We start from the raw sequence: 15,931 nt of genomic DNA, 5'->3' as shown, positions 1-15,931 counted from the left end.
GATGTCGCTCGCCGAGCGCGTCGTGCAGATCATCGAGGAGCAGGCGAGCCAGCAGGCTTTCCGGCGGGTCCGCGAGATCCGCCTGGAGATCGGCCGCCTGGCCGGGGTGGAGGTGGAAGCCTTGCGCTTCGCCCTGGAAGTGGTGAGCCGCGGCACCCTGGCCGATGGCGCCCGGATCACCATCATCGACAAGGCGGGAGAAGGCTGGTGCCTGAGCTGCGCCGCTGCCGTGCCCCTGGCTGCGCGCTTCGATCCCTGCCCCCATTGCGGCGGCTACGGCGTGCAGCCCACGGCGGGCACGGAGATGCGGATCAAGGAACTGGACGTGGAATAGGAGCTGGCTATGTGCACGGTATGCGGCTGCGGCGCGGGCGAGGGCCGGATCGCGGGACACGGGCAGGGGCTGATCTTCGGGCCGCTGCAGCGACGCCATGGACAGGCGCCGGGCGGGCAGGGCCACCATCATCTGCACTTCGGCGAAGGCCCCGCCCGCGCCCATGCCCCGGGCCTGAGCCAGGCGCGCATGATCGAGATCGAGCAGGACATCCTGTCCAGGAACGACGCCCTGGCCGCGGAGAACCGCCGCCGGCTGGCCGCGCGCGGCATCTTCGCGGTGAACCTCGTCTCCAGTCCCGGCTCCGGCAAGACCACCCTGCTGACCCGCAGCATCGAGCTACTCAAGGGGCGTCTGCCGGTAGCGGTCATCGAGGGCGACCAGCAGACCAGCTTCGATGCCGAGCGCATCCGCGCCACCGGGGTGCCCGCGGTGCAGATCAACACCGGCAAGGGCTGCCATCTCGACGCCGCCATGGTGGCCAGCGCCCTCGACCGGCTGCGGCCGGCGGACGACAGCGTGCTCTTCATCGAGAACGTGGGCAACCTGGTCTGCCCGGCCGGCTTCGATCTTGGCGAGGCGCACAAGGTGGCGGTGCTCTCGGTCACCGAGGGCGAGGACAAGCCGCTCAAGTACCCGGACATGTTCCACGCAGCCGATCTGATGCTGCTCAACAAGACCGATCTCCTGCCCTATGTGCCCTTCGACGTGGCGCGCTGCATCGATTACGCCCGCCGGGTGAATCCGGACATCCAGGTCATCCAGCTCTCGGCCACGACCGGCGACGGCATGGACGCCTGGCTGGCCTGGATCGAGGCCGGCCGGCGGGCCGCCGCGGCGGCCCGGGAGGGCGCGGATGCGCTGGGCTGAGCGGAGCGGCGGCCGCCCATCCCGACCCATCCGCCTGGAAAGCGCGAGCTGGCACCTGCCACCCTCTCCCGCCGGGAGCCGGCCGGCATGAATCCGGCATCCTTGCCCCAGGCCGAAGCCAGCGCGCCGCTCGTCCGCCGCCATTTGCGCGTGCGCGGCCAGGTGCAGGGCGTGGGCTTCCGGCCTTTCGTCTACCGCCTGGCCGGGGAGCTGGGCCTGAGCGGCTGGGTGCGCAACGACGCCGAAGGGGTGGAACTGGAGGTGCAGGGCACGGCGGCGGCCGTCGCCCGCCTGCACGAGCGCCTGCAACGCGAGGCGCCGGCCCTGGCCCGCATCGCGGCCGTGGAGCAGGCGTCCCGGCCGCCGCGGGCCGGCGAAGCGGGCTTCGCCATCGTCGCCAGCCGCGGCGGCCACGTCACGACGGGCATCGTGCCGGACGCGGCCGTCTGCGCGGACTGCCTGGCCGAGCTCTTCGATCCCGCCGACCGCCGCTACCGCTATCCCTTCATCAATTGCACCCACTGCGGGCCGCGCTACACCATCACCGCCCGCCTGCCCTACGACCGGCCGCAGACCAGCATGGCCGGCTTCGATCTCTGTCCCGCCTGCCGGCGCGAGTACGAAGCCCCCGCCGACCGCCGTTTCCACGCCCAGCCCAACGCCTGTCCGGCCTGCGGACCGCGGCTGGTCCTGCACGGGGCCGACGGCCAGGCGCTGGCGGTGGATGACGTGCCGGCCGAGGCCGCGGCGCGCCTGCGCCGGGGCGAGATCCTGGCCATCAAGGGCCTGGGCGGCTTTCACCTGGCCTGCGACGCGCGCAATACCGAGGCCGTGGCCCGCCTGCGCGCCCGCAAGCGGCGCGGGGAGAAGCCCTTCGCCGTGATGGCGGCCAATCCCGCCTCCGTCGGGCGCTGGGCGGAGTGCACGGCGGCGGAACGCGCGGCCCTGGCATACCCGGAGCGGCCCATCGTGCTGCTGCGCAAGCGCGCCGGTTGCGATGCCGCCTTGGCCGGCGTGGCGCCGGGGATGAATCGGCTGGGCGTGCTGCTGCCCTACACGCCCCTGCACTGCCTGCTTTTCCACGAGGCGGCGGGGCGGCCAGCGGGCACGGAGTGGCTGACGCAGCCGCAGGAGATGATCCTGGTGATGACCAGCGCCAATCCGGGCGGCGAGCCGCTGGTCATCGGCAACGACGAGGCGCTGCAACGGCTGCGCGGCATCGCCGACGCCTTCGTGCTGCACGACCGCCCCATCCTCGCGCGCTGCGACGACAGCGTGGTGCAGCTGCGGGACGATGCGCCGGCCTTCGTGCGCCGCGCCCGCGGCTACACGCCCCGGCCGATCCGGCTCGCCCGCGCCGGTCCGCCGGTGCTGGCCTGCGGCGGCTGGCTCAAGAACGCGGTCTGCCTGACCCGCGGCGACGAGGCCTTCCTGTCCCCGCACATCGGCGACCTGGGCAACGCCGCCGCTTGCGAGGCGCTGGAGGAAGCGGTGGAACACGCCATGCGGGTGCTGGAGGTCGAGCCTGCCGGCGTGGCCCACGACCTGCACCCCGACTTCTTCAGCAGCCGCTTCGCCGCCCGCCTCGCCCGGGAGCGGGGCCTGCCGCTGATCGGCGTGCAGCACCACCACGCCCACATCGCCGCCGTGCTGGCCGAGCACGGTATAGCCGGACCGGTGCTGGGTCTGGCCCTGGACGGGGTCGGCCTGGGCGCGGACGGCGGCCTCTGGGGCGGCGAGCTGCTCTACGTGGACGGCGCCGCGTGCCGGCGCCTGGGCCATTTGCAGCCTCTGGTGCTGCCGGGCGGCGACCGGGCCGCGCGCGAGCCCTGGCGCATGGCGGCCAGCGCACTGTACGCTTTGGGCCGGGAGGCCGAGATCGCCGGCCGCTTCCGGCAACCGGCGGCCGGGCTGCTCGGCCAGATGCTGCGCCAGGGCGTCAATGCGCCGGCGAGCAGCAGCGCCGGGCGGCTCTTCGATGCGGCGGCGGGCCTGCTCGGCATCTGCGCGATGATGGATTTCGAAGGGCAGGCGGCCATGCGGCTGGAAAGCCTGGCCGCCGGGCACGGCGCCGTCGAGCCGATGGCCGGCGGCTGCACGCTGGCGGCGGACGGCACCATCGGCTTCCTGCCCCTGCTCGACCGGCTGGCGGATCTGGACGATCCCGGCTACGGTGCCGCGCTCTTCCACGCCACCCTGGCCGCCGGGCTGGCGGACTGGGTGCGGCGCGCGGCCGCCGCGCAGGGGATCGGGCACGTGGCCTTCGGCGGCGGCTGCTTTTTGAACCGCCTGCTGAGCACGACCCTGCGCGATGCCCTGCGGGTGTCCGGCCTCACGGTGCTGGAAGCCCGCGCCGCGCCGCCCAACGATGGCGGCCTGAGCCTGGGACAGGCCTGGGTGGCGCTGCACCGGCTCGAAGCGCAGGAAACGGCTTCCGCTGGAACATGTCCGAGTGCTGAGTGCTGAGTGCTGAGTGCTGAGTGCTGAGTGCTGAGTGCTGAGTGCTGAGTGCTGAGTCGGGCTTGGCACGGCATAGAACCCTCTCCCTCCGGGAGAGGGCAGGGTGAGGGCAAGCCCTGCTATTGTATTCCGGCCTTCTCCCCACGGGAGGAAAAGCCGGTTTTGGAACAACCGAGGAGATCGACCATGTGTCTGGCCATGCCGGCGCGGGTGGTGCAAGTGCTGGAGGACGACAACGCCCTGGTGGACATCGGCGGCGTGCGCAAGACCATTTCCCTGGGCCTGGTGGACGGCGTGGGGGAAGGCGACTACGTCATCGTCCACGTGGGCTACGCCATCAGTCGCCTGGACGCGGCGGAGGCGGCGCGCACGCTGGCGCTGTTCGAGGAGTTGCAGGCGTTGGAGAAGGCTTAGCCGCCCTCACCCGGCGGGAGAGGGCGCACAGGAAGGTAGGTTGGGCTGAGCGCCGCGAAGCCCAACGGGGCGCCGTTGAAGCAGTCCTCATCCAGCCCGCTCAGCAGGGAGCGGGCTGGATGAAGAAAAAGCAAGGGCAAAGACCACGACAGCACGAGGAGCAGCCCATGGGCATTCCCTATGTGGACGAGTTTCGCGACGGCCGCCTGGCCCGCAAGATCGCCGCGGCCATCGCCGCGGCGGTGCGGCCGGCGCGCCAGTACCGCTTCATGGAGTTCTGCGGCGGGCACACCCATGCCATCTACCGCTATGGCCTGGAGGATCTCCTGCCGGCCAATATCCAGATGATCCACGGCCCCGGCTGCCCGGTCTGCGTGCTGCCCATGGGCCGCATCGATGACGCCATCGCCCTGGCGCGCACGCCCGGGGTGATCCTGGCGAGCTATGCCGACATGCTGCGCGTACCGGGCTCCAACGGCACGAGCCTGATGAAGGCGCGGGCGGCGGGCGCGGACGTGCGCATGGTCTACTCGGCGAGCGACGCCCTGCAGCTCGCCGTCGCGCATCCGGACCGGCAGGTGGTCTTCTTCGCCATCGGCTTCGAGACCACCACGCCGCCGACGGCGGTGGTCATCCGCGAGGCGGCGCGGCTGGATCTCGACAACTTCAGCGTCTTCTGCAACCACGTGCTGACCCCGCCGGCCATGCGCGCCATCCTGGAAACGGGCGACGAGCTCGGCCTCGATGGCTTCGTCGGCCCCTCGCACGTGAGCGCCGTCATCGGCACCCGGCCCTACGATTTCGTCGCCGCCGACTACCGGCGCCCGGTGGTCATCTCCGGCTTCGAGCCCCTGGACGTGCTGCAGTCCGTGCTCATGCTGGTGCGCCAGGTCAACGACGGCCGCGTGGAGGTGGAAAACGAGTTCAGCCGGGCGGTGGACGCCGAGGGCAACCGCAAGGCGCAGGCCCTGATGACGGAGCTCTTCGAGCTGCGCCCGAGCTTCGAGTGGCGCGGCCTCGGCCAGATCCCGGCGAGCGCGCTGCGCATCCGCGCCGCCTATGCGGCCTTCGACGCCGAACAGCGCTTTCCGGTGCCGGCCCAAGCGGTGCCGGACCACAAAGCCTGCGAGTGCGGCGCTATCCTGCGCGGCGTCAAGCGGCCGCGCGACTGCAAGGTCTTCGGCACCGCCTGCACGCCCGACCAGCCCATCGGCGCCTGCATGGTCTCCAGCGAGGGCGCCTGCGCGGCCTACTACAATTACGGGCGCTTCAAGGACGTCGCCGTGGCGGGGCAGGCATGAGCGCGGCCAAGGACTACATCCGCCCCATCGACTTCAAGCGCGGCCGCGTGGATCTGACCCACGGCAGCGGCGGGCGCGCCATGGCGCAGCTCATCGACGAGCTTTTCCTGGCCGCCTTCGACAACGACTGGCTGCGCCAGTTGAACGATCAGGCCTGCTTCTCCGTGCCGGCCGGGCGCCTGGTCATGGCCACCGACAGCCACGTGGTCTCGCCGCTCTTCTTCCCCGGCGGCGACATCGGCTGCCTGGCCGTGCACGGCACCGTCAACGACGTGGCCATGGCCGGCGCGAAGCCGCTCTACCTCTCGGCCGGCTTCATCCTGGAGGAGGGCTTTCCCCTGAGCGACCTCAAGCGCATCGTCGAGTCCATGGCCGCCGCTGCCCGCCAGGCCGGCGTGCCCATTGTCACCGGCGATACCAAGGTGGTGGAGCAGGGCAAGGGCGACGGCGTCTTCATCACCACCACCGGCATCGGCGTGGTGCCGGCCGACGTGCGGGTGTCGGGCGATCGTGCCCGGCCGGGAGACAAGATCCTGCTCAGCGGCACCCTCGGCGACCACGGCGTGGCCATCATGTCCCTGCGCGAGAACCTGTCCTTCGGCACCAGCATCGCATCGGACACCGCCGCCCTGCACGAACTGGTGGCCGCCATGCTGGCCGCCGTGCCGGACATCCATTGCCTGCGCGACCCCACCCGCGGCGGCCTCGGCGCCACCCTCAACGAACTGGCCCGGCAGTCGGGCGTGGGCATGCACATCGACGAGGCGGCCCTGCCCATCCGCACCGAAGTGGCCGCCGCCTGCGAGTTCCTCGGCCTCGATCCCCTCTACGTGGCCAACGAGGGCAAGCTCGTCGCCATCTGCGCCCCGGAGGATGCCGACCGCCTGCTCGCCGCCATGCGCGCGCACCCGCTGGGGCGCGAGGCGGCCGTCATCGGCGAGGTTCGGGCCGACCCGCACCACTTCGTGCAGATGACCACCAGCTTCGGCGGCAGCCGCATCGTGGACTGGCTGAGCGGGGAGCAGTTGCCCAGGATCTGTTGAGATGGCGCCCGGCGCGCCGGCCGGCGGTGAGCGCGCAATGGCCAGCTCGCTTCTGCATCTCCCGCCGGCCCTGCGCGATGCGGCGGGACGATGGGGTAGCACGGCATCCCCAACCCCCGTTGGGCTTCGCTGCACTCAGCCCAACCTACATAGGTTGCCGCCACTGGCTGCAGGAGCGGGCTGGCCCGCGATTGCTCGGCTTGTGGACACAGCGGATCGCGGGCCAGCCCGCTCCGACAAGCCAGCATGCCGGCCCGCCAGGCCTTGGCGCGGCACCGCACCCGCCCGGAGCGGGCAGGGTGAGGGGCCGATAGGGTGAGCGTCCCGGTATTATCCTTGGGTCGCGCCACAGCCGCCGGCCGCAGGCGCGAGCTGGCTCGCGATCCGCCGTCGCTGCTGCGCGCAGCCGCTGCCGCCGCCGGTCCGGCCCGCGGCTGAAGCGCTTCTGCGCAACCGGCATGCAAGCGAGAATGAACCGGTCCGCGATCCGGGATTCAAACTCAAGAAGCAGACCACACCCACGGGTATTCCCATGAGCATCCGCAATCTCAAGCACCTGTTCCGCCCCCGTTCGGTGGCGGTGATCGGTGCTTCCAATCAGGCGGACAGCGTCGGCGCCGTGCTGATGCGCAATCTGCTGCAGGGCGGCTTCGCCGGGCCGGTGATGCCGGTCAACCCGAAGTACACGGCGGTGGCCGGGGTGCTGACCTATCCGGACGTGGCAAGTCTGCCGCTCACGCCCGACCTGGCCGTCATCGCCACGCCGCCGGCCGCGGTCCCGGCGCTCATCGGCGAGCTGGGCGCGCGCGGCACCCGCGCCGCCATCGTGCTCACGGCCGGGCTGTCCCAGGCGCGCGACGAGGCCGACCGGCCGCTCACCGAGGCCATGCTGGCGGCGGCCCGGCCGCACACCCTGCGCATCCTCGGCCCCAACTGCATCGGGCTCCTGGTGCCCGGCCTCGGCCTCAACGCCAGCTTCGCCCATATCGACGCCCTGCCCGGCAAGATCGCCTTCGTCTCCCAGTCCGGCGCCCTGTGCACGGCGGTGCTGGACTGGGCGCGGGCCAAGGGCATCGGCTTTTCCCATTTCGTGTCGCTGGGCGACAGCGCCGACGTGAACTTCGCCGACGTGCTCGACTATCTGGGCTCGGACCCCGGCACCCGCGCCATCCTGCTCTACATCGAAGCGGTGCGCGAGGCGCGCCGCTTCATGTCCGCCGCCCGCGGCGCGGCGCGCAACAAGCCGGTGCTCGCCATCAAGGCCGGGCGCATGGCCGAGGGAGCGAAGGCGGCCACTTCCCACACCGGCGCCCTGGCCGGCGCCGACGACGTCTACGACGCCGCCATCCGGCGCGCGGGCATGCTGCGCGTCTTCGAGATCGACGAGCTCTTCGACGCGGTGGAGACCGTGGCGCGGCTGCGGCCCCTGCGGGGCGAGCGGCTGGCCATCCTGAGCAACGGCGGCGGGCCGGCGGTGATGGCCACCGATGCCCTGGTGGCCGGCGGCGGCCGCTTGGCCGAGCTGGGTGAGGACACCGTGCGCCAGCTCGATGCCGTGCTGCCCGCCACCTGGTCGCGCGGCAATCCGGTGGACATCATCGGCGACGCCGACGCCCGGCGCTACGCGCAGAGCCTCGAAATCCTGCTCAAGGCGCCCGATGTCGATGCCGTGCTGGTCATGCACGTGCCCACCGCCATCGCCCCCGGCGAGGCGGCGGCGCAGGCGGTGGCCGAGGCGGCGCGCCGCAGCGAGCGCACCGTGCTCGCCTCCTGGATGGGCGACTACGCGGCGGAGCGGGCACGGGCCGTGCTGGACGCCGCCGGCATCCCCAACTTCGATACCCCGGACCAGGCGGTGCGCGGCTTCCTGCACCTGGTGCGCTATCGTCGCAACCAGGAGCTGCTGATGGAGACGCCGCCCTCGGTGCCGAGCGAGTTCACGCCCGCCACCGCCACGGCGCGCCTGCTGGTGCAGCAGGTGCTGGCGAGCGGACGCGACCAGCTCAGCGAGCCCGAGGCCAAGGCGGTGCTGGCCGCCTACGGCATCCCCATCGTCGAAACCCAGATCGCCGCCAGCCCCGAGGACACGCTGCGGGTGGCCCGCGAGATCGGCTTTCCGGTGGCTCTCAAGATTCTGTCGCCGGACATCATCCACAAGTCGGACGTGGGCGGCGTGGTGCTCGACATTGCCGACGAGGCGGCCCTGCAGGCGGCGGCGGAAGCCATGCAGGCGCGCCTGCGGGCCATCTTCCCCGAGGCGCGCCTCACCGGCTTCGCGGTGCAGCGCATGGCGCGGCGCCCGGGGGCGCACGAGCTCATCGTCGGCATGAGCACCGACTCCGTCTTTGGCCCGATCATCCTCTTCGGCCAGGGCGGCACGGCGGTGGAGGTGATCGGCGACCGCGCCGTGGGCCTGCCGCCCCTGAACATGACCCTGGCCGGCGAGATCATCCAGCGCACCCGGGTGGCGCGGCTCCTGCGCGGCTACCGCGACCGCCCGCCGGCCGATCTGGACGCCATCCGCCTGACCCTGATCCAGGTCTCCCAGCTCATCGTCGACCTTCCTGAGATCGTCGAGCTGGACATCAATCCACTCATCGCCGACGAACACGGCGTGCTGGCCCTGGACGCCCGCATCCGTATCGCCCCGGCCGCGCAGCCGGGCCCGGCGCGCCTCGCCATCCGTCCCTATCCGCGTGAATTGGAGGAAAGCGCCGTCCTGCGCTCGGGCCGCCAGGTCCTGCTGCGCCCGATCCGTCCCGAGGACGAGCCGGCCCATGCGGCCTTCATCAGCCGCCTGACGCCCGAGGACATCCGCTTCCGCTTCTTCGGCCTGGTCAGCGAGTTTCCGCACAGCGAGATGGCCCGCTTCACCCAGAACGACTACGACCGCGAAATGGCTTTCATCGCCACCGCCCCCGATGCCCACGGCCAGCCCGAAACCCTCGGCGTGGTGCGCTCCATCGCCGATCCGGACAACCAGCGTGCCGAATTCGCCATCGTGGTGCGTTCAGACCTCAAGGGCCAGGGCCTGGGACGCATCCTGCTCGACAAGATGATCCGCTACTGCCGCGCCCGCGGCCTGCGCGAGCTGGTGGGCCAAGTGCTGGCCGACAACACGGCCATGCTGGGCTTGGCGCGGCGCTTCGGCTTCGAGCGCCACGCGACGCCCGATCCCGAGCTGGTGGAAGTGCGCTTGGCCTTGGAGTGATCGGCTAGCCGGCCTGGCGCCAGGCGTGCAGCTGGGCGCGCGCCGCATCCAGCAGGGCGGGCAGGGCCGCCAAGACCGGCGCACTGGGGGCGGCCGCGGGTTGGCTGGCGGCAATCTCCACGCCCAGGAGGCAGAGTCGCCGCGGCAGATGACCGAGCGCCGCCGCCAGGGCCAGCGCCTCGGCCACGCCGAAGCCATGGGTGGCCAGGGGTGCGCGGGCGCAGGCGGCGACGGTCGGGCCGGCGACGCGGTGCAGCCGGCCGGGCGTTCCGCCGCCCTGCACGGCGTCCAGCAGCAGCACTGCTTCGGCGTCGCCCAGATGGGCGACCAGGGTCGCGCCCGGGCGGTCCAGCACGCGGATCTCCACCGCGGCGTCCGTCACCATGGGCCGCAACGCCTCGGCGGCCAGCCAGCCGATCCGGTCGTCGCCCCAGGGCGAACCGATGCCGAGCACGCGGACGGGCGTCACGCGCGCTCCACGGTGAGCCGCAGGAAGTGGGTGGAGCAGGAGATGCAGGGGTCGTAATTGCGGATGTCCGCCTCCAGGCGCGCGCGCAGCGCCGTGTCGTCGAGGCCCAGGTTTTCCTGAACGCTCGCGCGCAGGTCCGCTTCCATCTGCGCCTGGTTCTGGCTGGTGGGCGGCACGATGCGGGCGGCGCGCACCAGACCCTGCCCGTCCAGCTCGTAGCGGTGCCAAAGGATGCCGCGCGGCGCCTCGGTGGCCGCCATGCCGACCCCGGCGCGCGGGCTCACGTCCACGTAGCCCTGGCGCAGCGGCCGGTAGCCCGCCAGGAGGCCGATGGCCTCCACCAAGGCCAGATGCATCTCCACGGCGCGCGCCACGATGCTGTGGTAGGGGTTGGCGCTCGGCCAGCGGATGCCGGTCTCGGCCAGCAGGCGCGCGGTGGCCGGCGGCAGGCGGTCGAGATTGTTGTTCAGGCGCGGCAGGGGCCCGACCCAGTAGGGTTGGCCGTGCAGCTGGGCGTGCAGGGCGGTTGAGTGGGGCACCTGGAACTCGGCGAAGTGCGCCTCGTAGTCGCGGGCGTCGATGTCCAGCCCCTGGCTGGACACGATCCGGCCCGCGTTCATGGGATATTCGTGGTCGTGGCGCAGGGAGACACAGGACACGTCCCGGTCGACCGCCGGCACTTTCAGGCCCGCCGTCCAGCGCAGCAGGGCCTCTGCCTCGGGCAGCAGCGCCTCGGCCCGCGCCTGCAGCGCGTCCATCTCCCGGCGCGTCGGCGCCCGGTAGAAGCCGCCCACCCGCGCGCCCACCGGATTGACCGGCCGCCCGCCGAAGAGACGCACGATGTCGTTGCCCAGGCCCTGCAGGGCCATGCCGCGGCGCAGCAGATCAGGGTAATCCTTTGCCATGCGCATGGCGTCGGGATAGCCCAGGAAATCGGGCGCGGCCAGCAGGTGGATATGCAGGCCGTGGCTCTCCAGCCACTCGCCGCAGTAATAGAGGCGGCGTAGGGCCCGGATCTCGGGTGTGATCTCGACGCCAAAGGCCTGCTCGATGGCATGTACCGCGCTCATCTGGTAGGCCACCGGGCAGATGCCGCAGATGCGCGCCACCGCGTCCGGCACCTCCTTCCAGCTCCGGCCCTCCAGGAATTTCTCGAAAAAGCGCGGCGGCTCGAAGATGCGCAGGCGCAGGTCGGCGACCTGCTCCCCCTCGATGCGCACGAACAGCGCCCCCTCGCCTTCGACGCGGGTGAGGACCGGGACGTCGATGCGGCGCTCGGTCATGGGCTCACCTCGCTGCCCTCGCCCTGCCCTCTCCCGGAGGGAGAGGGTTCACCGGGGCGGTCGTTGCCGTGTGCCCCGTGGGAGCTGCTTTCCACGCAGTCGCGCTTTAACTCCCTCTCCCTTTGGGAGAGGGGCGGGGTGAGGGCTGCTGCGGCGTGCTCCACAGTCACTTTGTTCCCCTCCCTCTGTGAGCGGGCGCTTTGAGGTGTCTTCGGACCCGGTTTGCTCCGGTTGGCCCCGCCGCGCTCCCTCTCCTTCGGGGAGCGGGCTGGGGTGAGGGCCGTCGCCAGGATGGCCGACAGCACGCCGTCCATGTTCTGCAGCACGTCCAGGTTGCCGAAGCGCAGCGTCCGAATGCCCTGCGCCTCCAGAAACCGGCGCCGGGCCCCGTCCCGCCGCGCGCCCGCCTCCAGGTAGTGCTGCCCGCCGTCCAGTTCCACGCACAGCCTCGCCTCGTGGCAGTAGAAATCCAGCACGTAGGGCCCGACGGGGTGCAGGCGGCGGAATTTGAGGCCGTCGAGCTGGCGGCTGCGCAGATGACGCCAGAACCGGCTTTCGGCGTCGGTCTGCCGCTGCCGCAGTTCGCGGGCAAACTGGATGGAGGTGGTCTCGCTGTTTTTCATGCCCCCTCACCCTGCCCTCTCCCCGACGGAGAGGAGTTGTCCGTACCCGAAGTCGGAAGCGGCCCCATCCCCGGCCCCGGGTTCTCCCACGCCTTCGAGCCTTCGCGGAAGGCCGGCGCCCAGTTGTAGATGAAGCGGTAGCGGCGCACGATCTCGGGCGGCGTCAGGCCGATGTCCGGTGCGAGGAAGCGCCGCCCCAGGGCGGTGGTATTGCCGCCGCCCTGCGGCCCGAAGCAGCCGTAGCAGTCGCGTTCCTGCTGCGGGCACAGGGCGCCGCAGCCGGTGCGGGTGACGGGGCCGAGGCAGGGTTCGCCCCTGGCCACCAGCACGCAGACGTTGCCGTCGCGCTTGCACTGGAGGCAGACCGCCTCGGTCGGCACCCAGGGCGGGACTCCGGCCAGCAGGTCGGCGATCACCCGCTTGAGCTGGCCGGGGTCGGGCGGGCAGCCGTAGAGTTCGGCGTCCACCTTCACGTGCTCGGAAAAGGGGGTGGACTGGGCCAGGCTGTCGATGGTCTCGGGCGTGGCGTAGACCGCGTGCAGGAAGGCCTCGTGCCGGCCCCAGTTGCGCAGGGCCTGGATGCCGCCTGAGGTGGCGCAGGCGCCGATGGCGATGAGCAGGCGGCTCTCGGCGCGGATGCGCCGGATGCGCTCGCGCTCCTCGTGGGTGGACACCGAGCCCTCCACGAAGGAAACGTCGTAGGGCCCCGGCAGGACCGTGCTGGAGGCCTCGATGAAGTTCGCGATCTCCACCCGCTCGGCCAGGGTGAGCAGGTCCTGCTCCATGTTGAGGAGCTGCATCTGGCAGCCGTCGCAGGAGGAGAACTTGTGGACGGCGACGCGCAGCTTGGCCATGCTCAGTACCCCCTGACCCGCATCAGGCCGCGCACTTCCCCGTAAGGGAAGACGGGCCCGTTCTTGCAGACGAAGTCCTTGCCGAACTGGCAGTTGCCGCAGTGGCCGAGGGCGCACTGCATGTTGCGCTCCATGGAGATGAAAATGTCCTCGATCCGCATGCCGCGCTTCAGGAGTTCCTCCGCGGTGCCGCGCATCATGACCTCGGGCCCGCACATCATGGCCATGCCCCGGAACATGGCCGGGTCGAGTTCGTCCAGGAGCACGGTCACCAGGCCCACTTTTCCGCGCCAGCCGGGGCCGGCCTGGTCGGCGGTGAGCAGGACCTGGGTATCCGGCGCAGCGCACCAGGAGTCGAAGCGCTCGCCGTAGATCAGGTCCTCGGGGCGCTTGACGCCGTGGGCAATGGCGATGCGGCCGTAGGCATCGCGCCGCTGCAGGGCGTACTGGATGGCCGAGGTGGTGGGCGCGCAGCCGAGGCCGCCGGTGACCATGAGCAGGTCGCGGCCCCTGGCCTGCTCCACCGGCCAGCCGCGCCCGAAGGGGCCGCGCAGGCCCAGGGTGTCGCCGGGCCCCAGCCGCGCCAGGCCCTCCGTCACCCGTCCCACGGCGCGGATGGTGTGGTCGATGAGCTCCGGGTCCTCGGGATCGGAGACGATGGAGATCGGCACCTCGCCCACGCCGAAGAGATAGAGCATGTTGAACTGGCCGGGCTGGAAGCGGTAGGCCGCCCGCCGCGCGGGGTCCTTCAGGCGCAGGCGGAAGGTGAAGATGCCCGCCGCCTCCTCCCGGCGCGCCACGATCTCGGCCACCTGCGGCAGATAGGGGATGGGGCGGACGGCCGCGTTCATGCCTGCAGCCCCGGCTGCGCGCGGATGGCGGCGACCTCCTCGGTGAGGTCGATGCCGGTGGGACACCAGGTGATGCAGCGCCCGCAGCCGACGCAGCCCGAGACCCCGAACTGCTCGATCCAGGACGCCACCTTGTGGGTGAGCCACTGGCGGTAGCGTTGGCGGATCTGCGGGCGCAGCGGGCCGCCGTGCACGGAGCCGTGTTCCAGGGTGAAGCAGGCGTCCCACTGGCGCACGCGCCGGCTGGACTGACCGTCCAGGGCGGCCGCATCGTGCTCGCGGTGGCAGAAGCAGGTGGGGCAGACCATCACGCAGTTGGCGCAGGACAGACAGCGGCTCGCCACGTCGTCCCAGCGCGGGTGCTCCAGGTTGCCGAAGAGGAGCTCGACGATGCCGCTCTGGTCCAGGCTGCGAACCTGCGCCCGGGCGGCGGCGTCAATGGCGGCGTCGGCGGCCTGGGTCTCGGCGGGGCTGGCGGGGCGCAGGGGCAGTCGGGCGGCAATGGCCTCGCCGGCGGGGCTGCCGGTCTCCACGAGGAAACCGTCGTCCAGCTCCGTCAACGCCAGATCGAAGCCCGTCCGCGTCCGCGGCCCGGTGTCCATGGACGCGCAGAAGCAGGTGGGCGCGGTCATGGTGCAGTTCACCGCCACGATGAAGAGATGCTCGCGGCGGGCGGCGTAGTAGGGATCGGTGAAGGGGGACCATGGGCCGGCCAGGAAGGTGCGGTCTTGTACGAGCATGCCGGCAATATCGCAGGCGCGGGCGCCGATGACGGCGGTGGGCCGGGCAGCCGGCAGGGTCTCGTTGAAGCGGATCTCGCCGTCCCGGTCCACGGTCCAGAGGCTTTCCTCGGGGGCGAAGAGCAGGCGCTTGAGGGATTCGGGGCCATGGACGTAATCGAAGAGGCGCGCGCTCCCGGTCTCGACCAGGCGGTAGTGCCCCGGCTGCTGCTCGCTGCGCAACCCGCGCGGCAGCTCGTCGGCGCTGCCGATCTCGTCCCAGACGATGGCCCCGGTCCGGGCCTGCGGACCGAGGACCCGGTAGCCCTGGGTGATCAGTGTCTGGATCAGGAAATCGAAGGCCGTTCTGTCCAGCAACGCTGCCTGTGCCATGGCGCCGCCTCGGGAAGAAGTGCTTGTTGCAAGCTTAGCCCAGGGCGGCAGCCAAAGCCAATGCCGCGCGGGGCTGGCTCAGTCCGGCCCCGGCAGCCAGCCCATCCGTTCGTGAAAGGCGTCGATGGACAGCTCGGGATAGGTGTCATACTGCGCTCCCGGCGTGCGGATGGGATACCAGGGCACCTTGCTGCGCACGAAGATGTGCACCTGCTCCGAGCAGCGCGGCAGGGGCGTGTCGATGGCGGCGGCATTGGGCCAGACGCCGTCCGGCCATGCGTCGTCGAGGATGAAGAGCTGCGAGCCGCATGTGCCGCAGAAGTAGCGGTCGACGGACACGGCCCGGTACTTCTTCAGGTGCTCCTCGCCCTGCAGGATGCGGAAATCCGCCTTGCGGCCCTTGATGTTGCAGGCGAAGGCCGAGCCGTTGGTCTTGCGGCAGATCTCGCAGAAGCACCACTGGTAGGGGTAATGCCACGCCGTGTCCAGCTCGAAGCGGACGCGCTGGCAATGGCAGGAGCCGGCAAGCCGCATGGCCGCACCCGGGCCGGGCGGTCAGTCCGCCAGCGGCTGGGCGCCGAAGCCGGCCTCGCCCAGCGCCCGCATCAGCAACTGCGTGGACAGGTGCGGCGCCATCTCCACTTCCGCCGTGCCTTCCTGGAAATTGACCTGCGCGTGCTCGACGCCATGAACCTGGCGCAGCGCCTGCTCCGCGGTCTGCGCAGCCTGCTCGTCTTTCATGCCGATGATCTGCAGCTTGGCATACATGGCTCTCTCCTGCTTGGCTGTGGGGGTGTCGTGGTGCCTGGGCTTTTAAATTGGACGGGAGAGCGGGGGAAAAGTTGCTTGGGGGATCGGGGTGAGCGGGGCATCGCCGGGCCGCAGGGAGCCCCAGCCATCAAATGCTTGGCCGGCGTTGCTTCGAACGCAGCATCCCTTTGACCTCGATGGGATGTCCAGTTGCAGGAGCGGGCCAGCTCATGCAACTCGCGGCGCGCAGACAGGCGCTCGCCCGTTGCTGCCGCCATTGACGGTAGGAGCGAGCTGGCCCGCGATGGCTGGCCTGGCGGCACAGTGGATCGCGAGCCAGCTCGCTCCTACATCTC

15 protein-coding genes are annotated in these 15,931 nt (G+C 71.3%); 7 read left to right on the top strand and 8 right to left on the bottom strand.

Translation table 11 applies throughout. From position 1 onward, the window contains the following. The first annotated feature begins 1 nt into the window (after position 1). The 7 genes from hypA (at position 2) to G579_RS0106050 (ending at position 9,633) form a co-directional block, all read left to right on the top strand. Entirely contained in the window at positions 2-334 is a 333-nt protein-coding gene (gene hypA / locus G579_RS0106080) for a hydrogenase maturation nickel metallochaperone HypA (protein WP_038018467.1), read from the top strand. A gap of 9 nt (positions 335-343) precedes the next feature. Further along, on the top strand, positions 344-1,204 hold the full coding sequence (gene hypB, locus G579_RS0106075) for a hydrogenase nickel incorporation protein HypB (RefSeq protein WP_028989472.1): 861 nt from the start codon (positions 344-346) through the stop codon (positions 1,202-1,204). 87 nt (positions 1,205-1,291) lie between these two features. Beyond that, entirely contained in the window at positions 1,292-3,670 is a 2,379-nt protein-coding gene (gene hypF / locus G579_RS0106070) for a carbamoyltransferase HypF (RefSeq protein WP_051180968.1), read from the top strand. 180 nt (positions 3,671-3,850) lie between these two features. Then, positions 3,851-4,078: a HypC/HybG/HupF family hydrogenase formation chaperone gene (locus G579_RS0106065; protein ID WP_028989470.1), complete on the top strand. Its 228-nt coding sequence runs from the start codon at positions 3,851-3,853 to the stop codon at positions 4,076-4,078. Positions 4,079-4,197: 119 nt separating this feature from the next. Next, entirely contained in the window at positions 4,198-5,379 is a 1,182-nt protein-coding gene (gene hypD, locus G579_RS0106060) for a hydrogenase formation protein HypD (protein ID WP_230973807.1), read from the top strand. Continuing rightward, positions 5,376-6,422: a hydrogenase expression/formation protein HypE gene (hypE, locus tag G579_RS0106055; RefSeq protein WP_028989468.1), complete on the top strand. Its 1,047-nt coding sequence runs from the start codon at positions 5,376-5,378 to the stop codon at positions 6,420-6,422. The genes hypD and hypE overlap by 4 nt, the downstream gene beginning before the upstream one ends. Before the next feature lie 532 nt (positions 6,423-6,954). After that, positions 6,955-9,633, top strand: a complete 2,679-nt coding sequence (locus tag G579_RS0106050) for a bifunctional acetate--CoA ligase family protein/GNAT family N-acetyltransferase (RefSeq protein ID WP_028989467.1) — start codon at positions 6,955-6,957, stop codon at positions 9,631-9,633. A 4-nt stretch (positions 9,634-9,637) separates the two neighbouring features. Here the strand turns inward: G579_RS0106050 and G579_RS16135 are convergent, their stop codons facing one another. From G579_RS16135 to G579_RS0106010, 8 genes are all read right to left on the bottom strand, one after another. Next, entirely contained in the window at positions 9,638-10,102 is a 465-nt protein-coding gene (locus tag G579_RS16135) for a hydrogenase maturation protease (RefSeq protein ID WP_038018452.1), read from the bottom strand. Beyond that, the gene (locus tag G579_RS0106040; RefSeq protein WP_028989466.1) at positions 10,099-11,385 is read right to left on the bottom strand and encodes a Ni/Fe hydrogenase subunit alpha; all 1,287 of its coding nucleotides are present in this window, start codon (positions 11,383-11,385) and stop codon (positions 10,099-10,101) included. Before G579_RS0106040 ends, G579_RS16135 begins: the two co-directional genes overlap by 4 nt. Beyond that, the gene (locus tag G579_RS16130; protein WP_155989751.1) at positions 11,382-12,008 is read right to left on the bottom strand and encodes an endonuclease domain-containing protein; all 627 of its coding nucleotides are present in this window, start codon (positions 12,006-12,008) and stop codon (positions 11,382-11,384) included. The genes G579_RS0106040 and G579_RS16130 overlap by 4 nt, the downstream gene beginning before the upstream one ends. Beyond that, a complete protein-coding gene (locus tag G579_RS16125; protein ID WP_230973806.1) occupies positions 12,005-12,862 on the bottom strand; it encodes an NADH-quinone oxidoreductase subunit B family protein in 858 nt (285 codons plus the stop codon). Before G579_RS16125 ends, G579_RS16130 begins: the two co-directional genes overlap by 4 nt. A gap of 2 nt (positions 12,863-12,864) precedes the next feature. Further along, on the bottom strand, positions 12,865-13,713 hold the full coding sequence (locus G579_RS0106025) for an FAD/NAD(P)-binding protein (RefSeq protein ID WP_028989465.1): 849 nt from the start codon (positions 13,711-13,713) through the stop codon (positions 12,865-12,867). Then, positions 13,710-14,825, bottom strand: a complete 1,116-nt coding sequence (locus G579_RS0106020; protein WP_038018450.1) for a 4Fe-4S dicluster domain-containing protein — start codon at positions 14,823-14,825, stop codon at positions 13,710-13,712. Before G579_RS0106020 ends, G579_RS0106025 begins: the two co-directional genes overlap by 4 nt. A gap of 78 nt (positions 14,826-14,903) precedes the next feature. Continuing rightward, positions 14,904-15,359 carry a GFA family protein gene (locus tag G579_RS0106015; RefSeq protein ID WP_028989463.1) on the bottom strand — a complete coding sequence of 152 codons (456 nt, stop codon included), beginning with the start codon at positions 15,357-15,359 and terminating at the stop codon, positions 14,904-14,906. A 21-nt stretch (positions 15,360-15,380) separates the two neighbouring features. After that, positions 15,381-15,593: a heavy-metal-associated domain-containing protein gene (locus tag G579_RS0106010; protein ID WP_038018448.1), complete on the bottom strand. Its 213-nt coding sequence runs from the start codon at positions 15,591-15,593 to the stop codon at positions 15,381-15,383. Positions 15,594-15,931: the final 338 nt, after the last annotated feature.

It is taken from the genome of Thermithiobacillus tepidarius DSM 3134, assembly GCF_000423825.1.
In the GTDB taxonomy this organism is placed as follows: Bacteria; Pseudomonadota; Gammaproteobacteria; order Acidithiobacillales; family Thermithiobacillaceae; genus Thermithiobacillus; species Thermithiobacillus tepidarius.
The sequence above is the reverse complement of the archived record's forward strand: the minus strand, read 5'-3'. Positions and strand labels throughout refer to the sequence as shown.

Coding starts and splice junctions, on each gene's coding strand:
- hypA (WP_038018467.1), top strand. CDS start 2: ATGTCGCTCGCCGAGCGCGTCGTGCAGATCATCGAGGAGCAGGCGAGC.
- hypB (WP_028989472.1), top strand. CDS start 344: ATGTGCACGGTATGCGGCTGCGGCGCGGGCGAGGGCCGGATCGCGGGA.
- hypF (WP_051180968.1), top strand. CDS start 1,292: ATGAATCCGGCATCCTTGCCCCAGGCCGAAGCCAGCGCGCCGCTCGTC.
- G579_RS0106065 (WP_028989470.1), top strand. CDS start 3,851: ATGTGTCTGGCCATGCCGGCGCGGGTGGTGCAAGTGCTGGAGGACGAC.
- hypD (WP_230973807.1), top strand. CDS start 4,198: ATGAAGAAAAAGCAAGGGCAAAGACCACGACAGCACGAGGAGCAGCCC.
- hypE (WP_028989468.1), top strand. CDS start 5,376: ATGAGCGCGGCCAAGGACTACATCCGCCCCATCGACTTCAAGCGCGGC.
- G579_RS0106050 (WP_028989467.1), top strand. CDS start 6,955: ATGAGCATCCGCAATCTCAAGCACCTGTTCCGCCCCCGTTCGGTGGCG.
- G579_RS0106040 (WP_028989466.1), bottom strand. CDS start 11,385: ATGACCGAGCGCCGCATCGACGTCCCGGTCCTCACCCGCGTCGAAGGC.
- G579_RS16130 (WP_155989751.1), bottom strand. CDS start 12,008: ATGAAAAACAGCGAGACCACCTCCATCCAGTTTGCCCGCGAACTGCGG.
- G579_RS16125 (WP_230973806.1), bottom strand. CDS start 12,862: ATGGCCAAGCTGCGCGTCGCCGTCCACAAGTTCTCCTCCTGCGACGGC.
- G579_RS0106025 (WP_028989465.1), bottom strand. CDS start 13,713: ATGAACGCGGCCGTCCGCCCCATCCCCTATCTGCCGCAGGTGGCCGAG.
- G579_RS0106020 (WP_038018450.1), bottom strand. CDS start 14,825: ATGGCACAGGCAGCGTTGCTGGACAGAACGGCCTTCGATTTCCTGATC.
- G579_RS0106015 (WP_028989463.1), bottom strand. CDS start 15,359: ATGCGGCTTGCCGGCTCCTGCCATTGCCAGCGCGTCCGCTTCGAGCTG.
- G579_RS0106010 (WP_038018448.1), bottom strand. CDS start 15,593: ATGTATGCCAAGCTGCAGATCATCGGCATGAAAGACGAGCAGGCTGCG.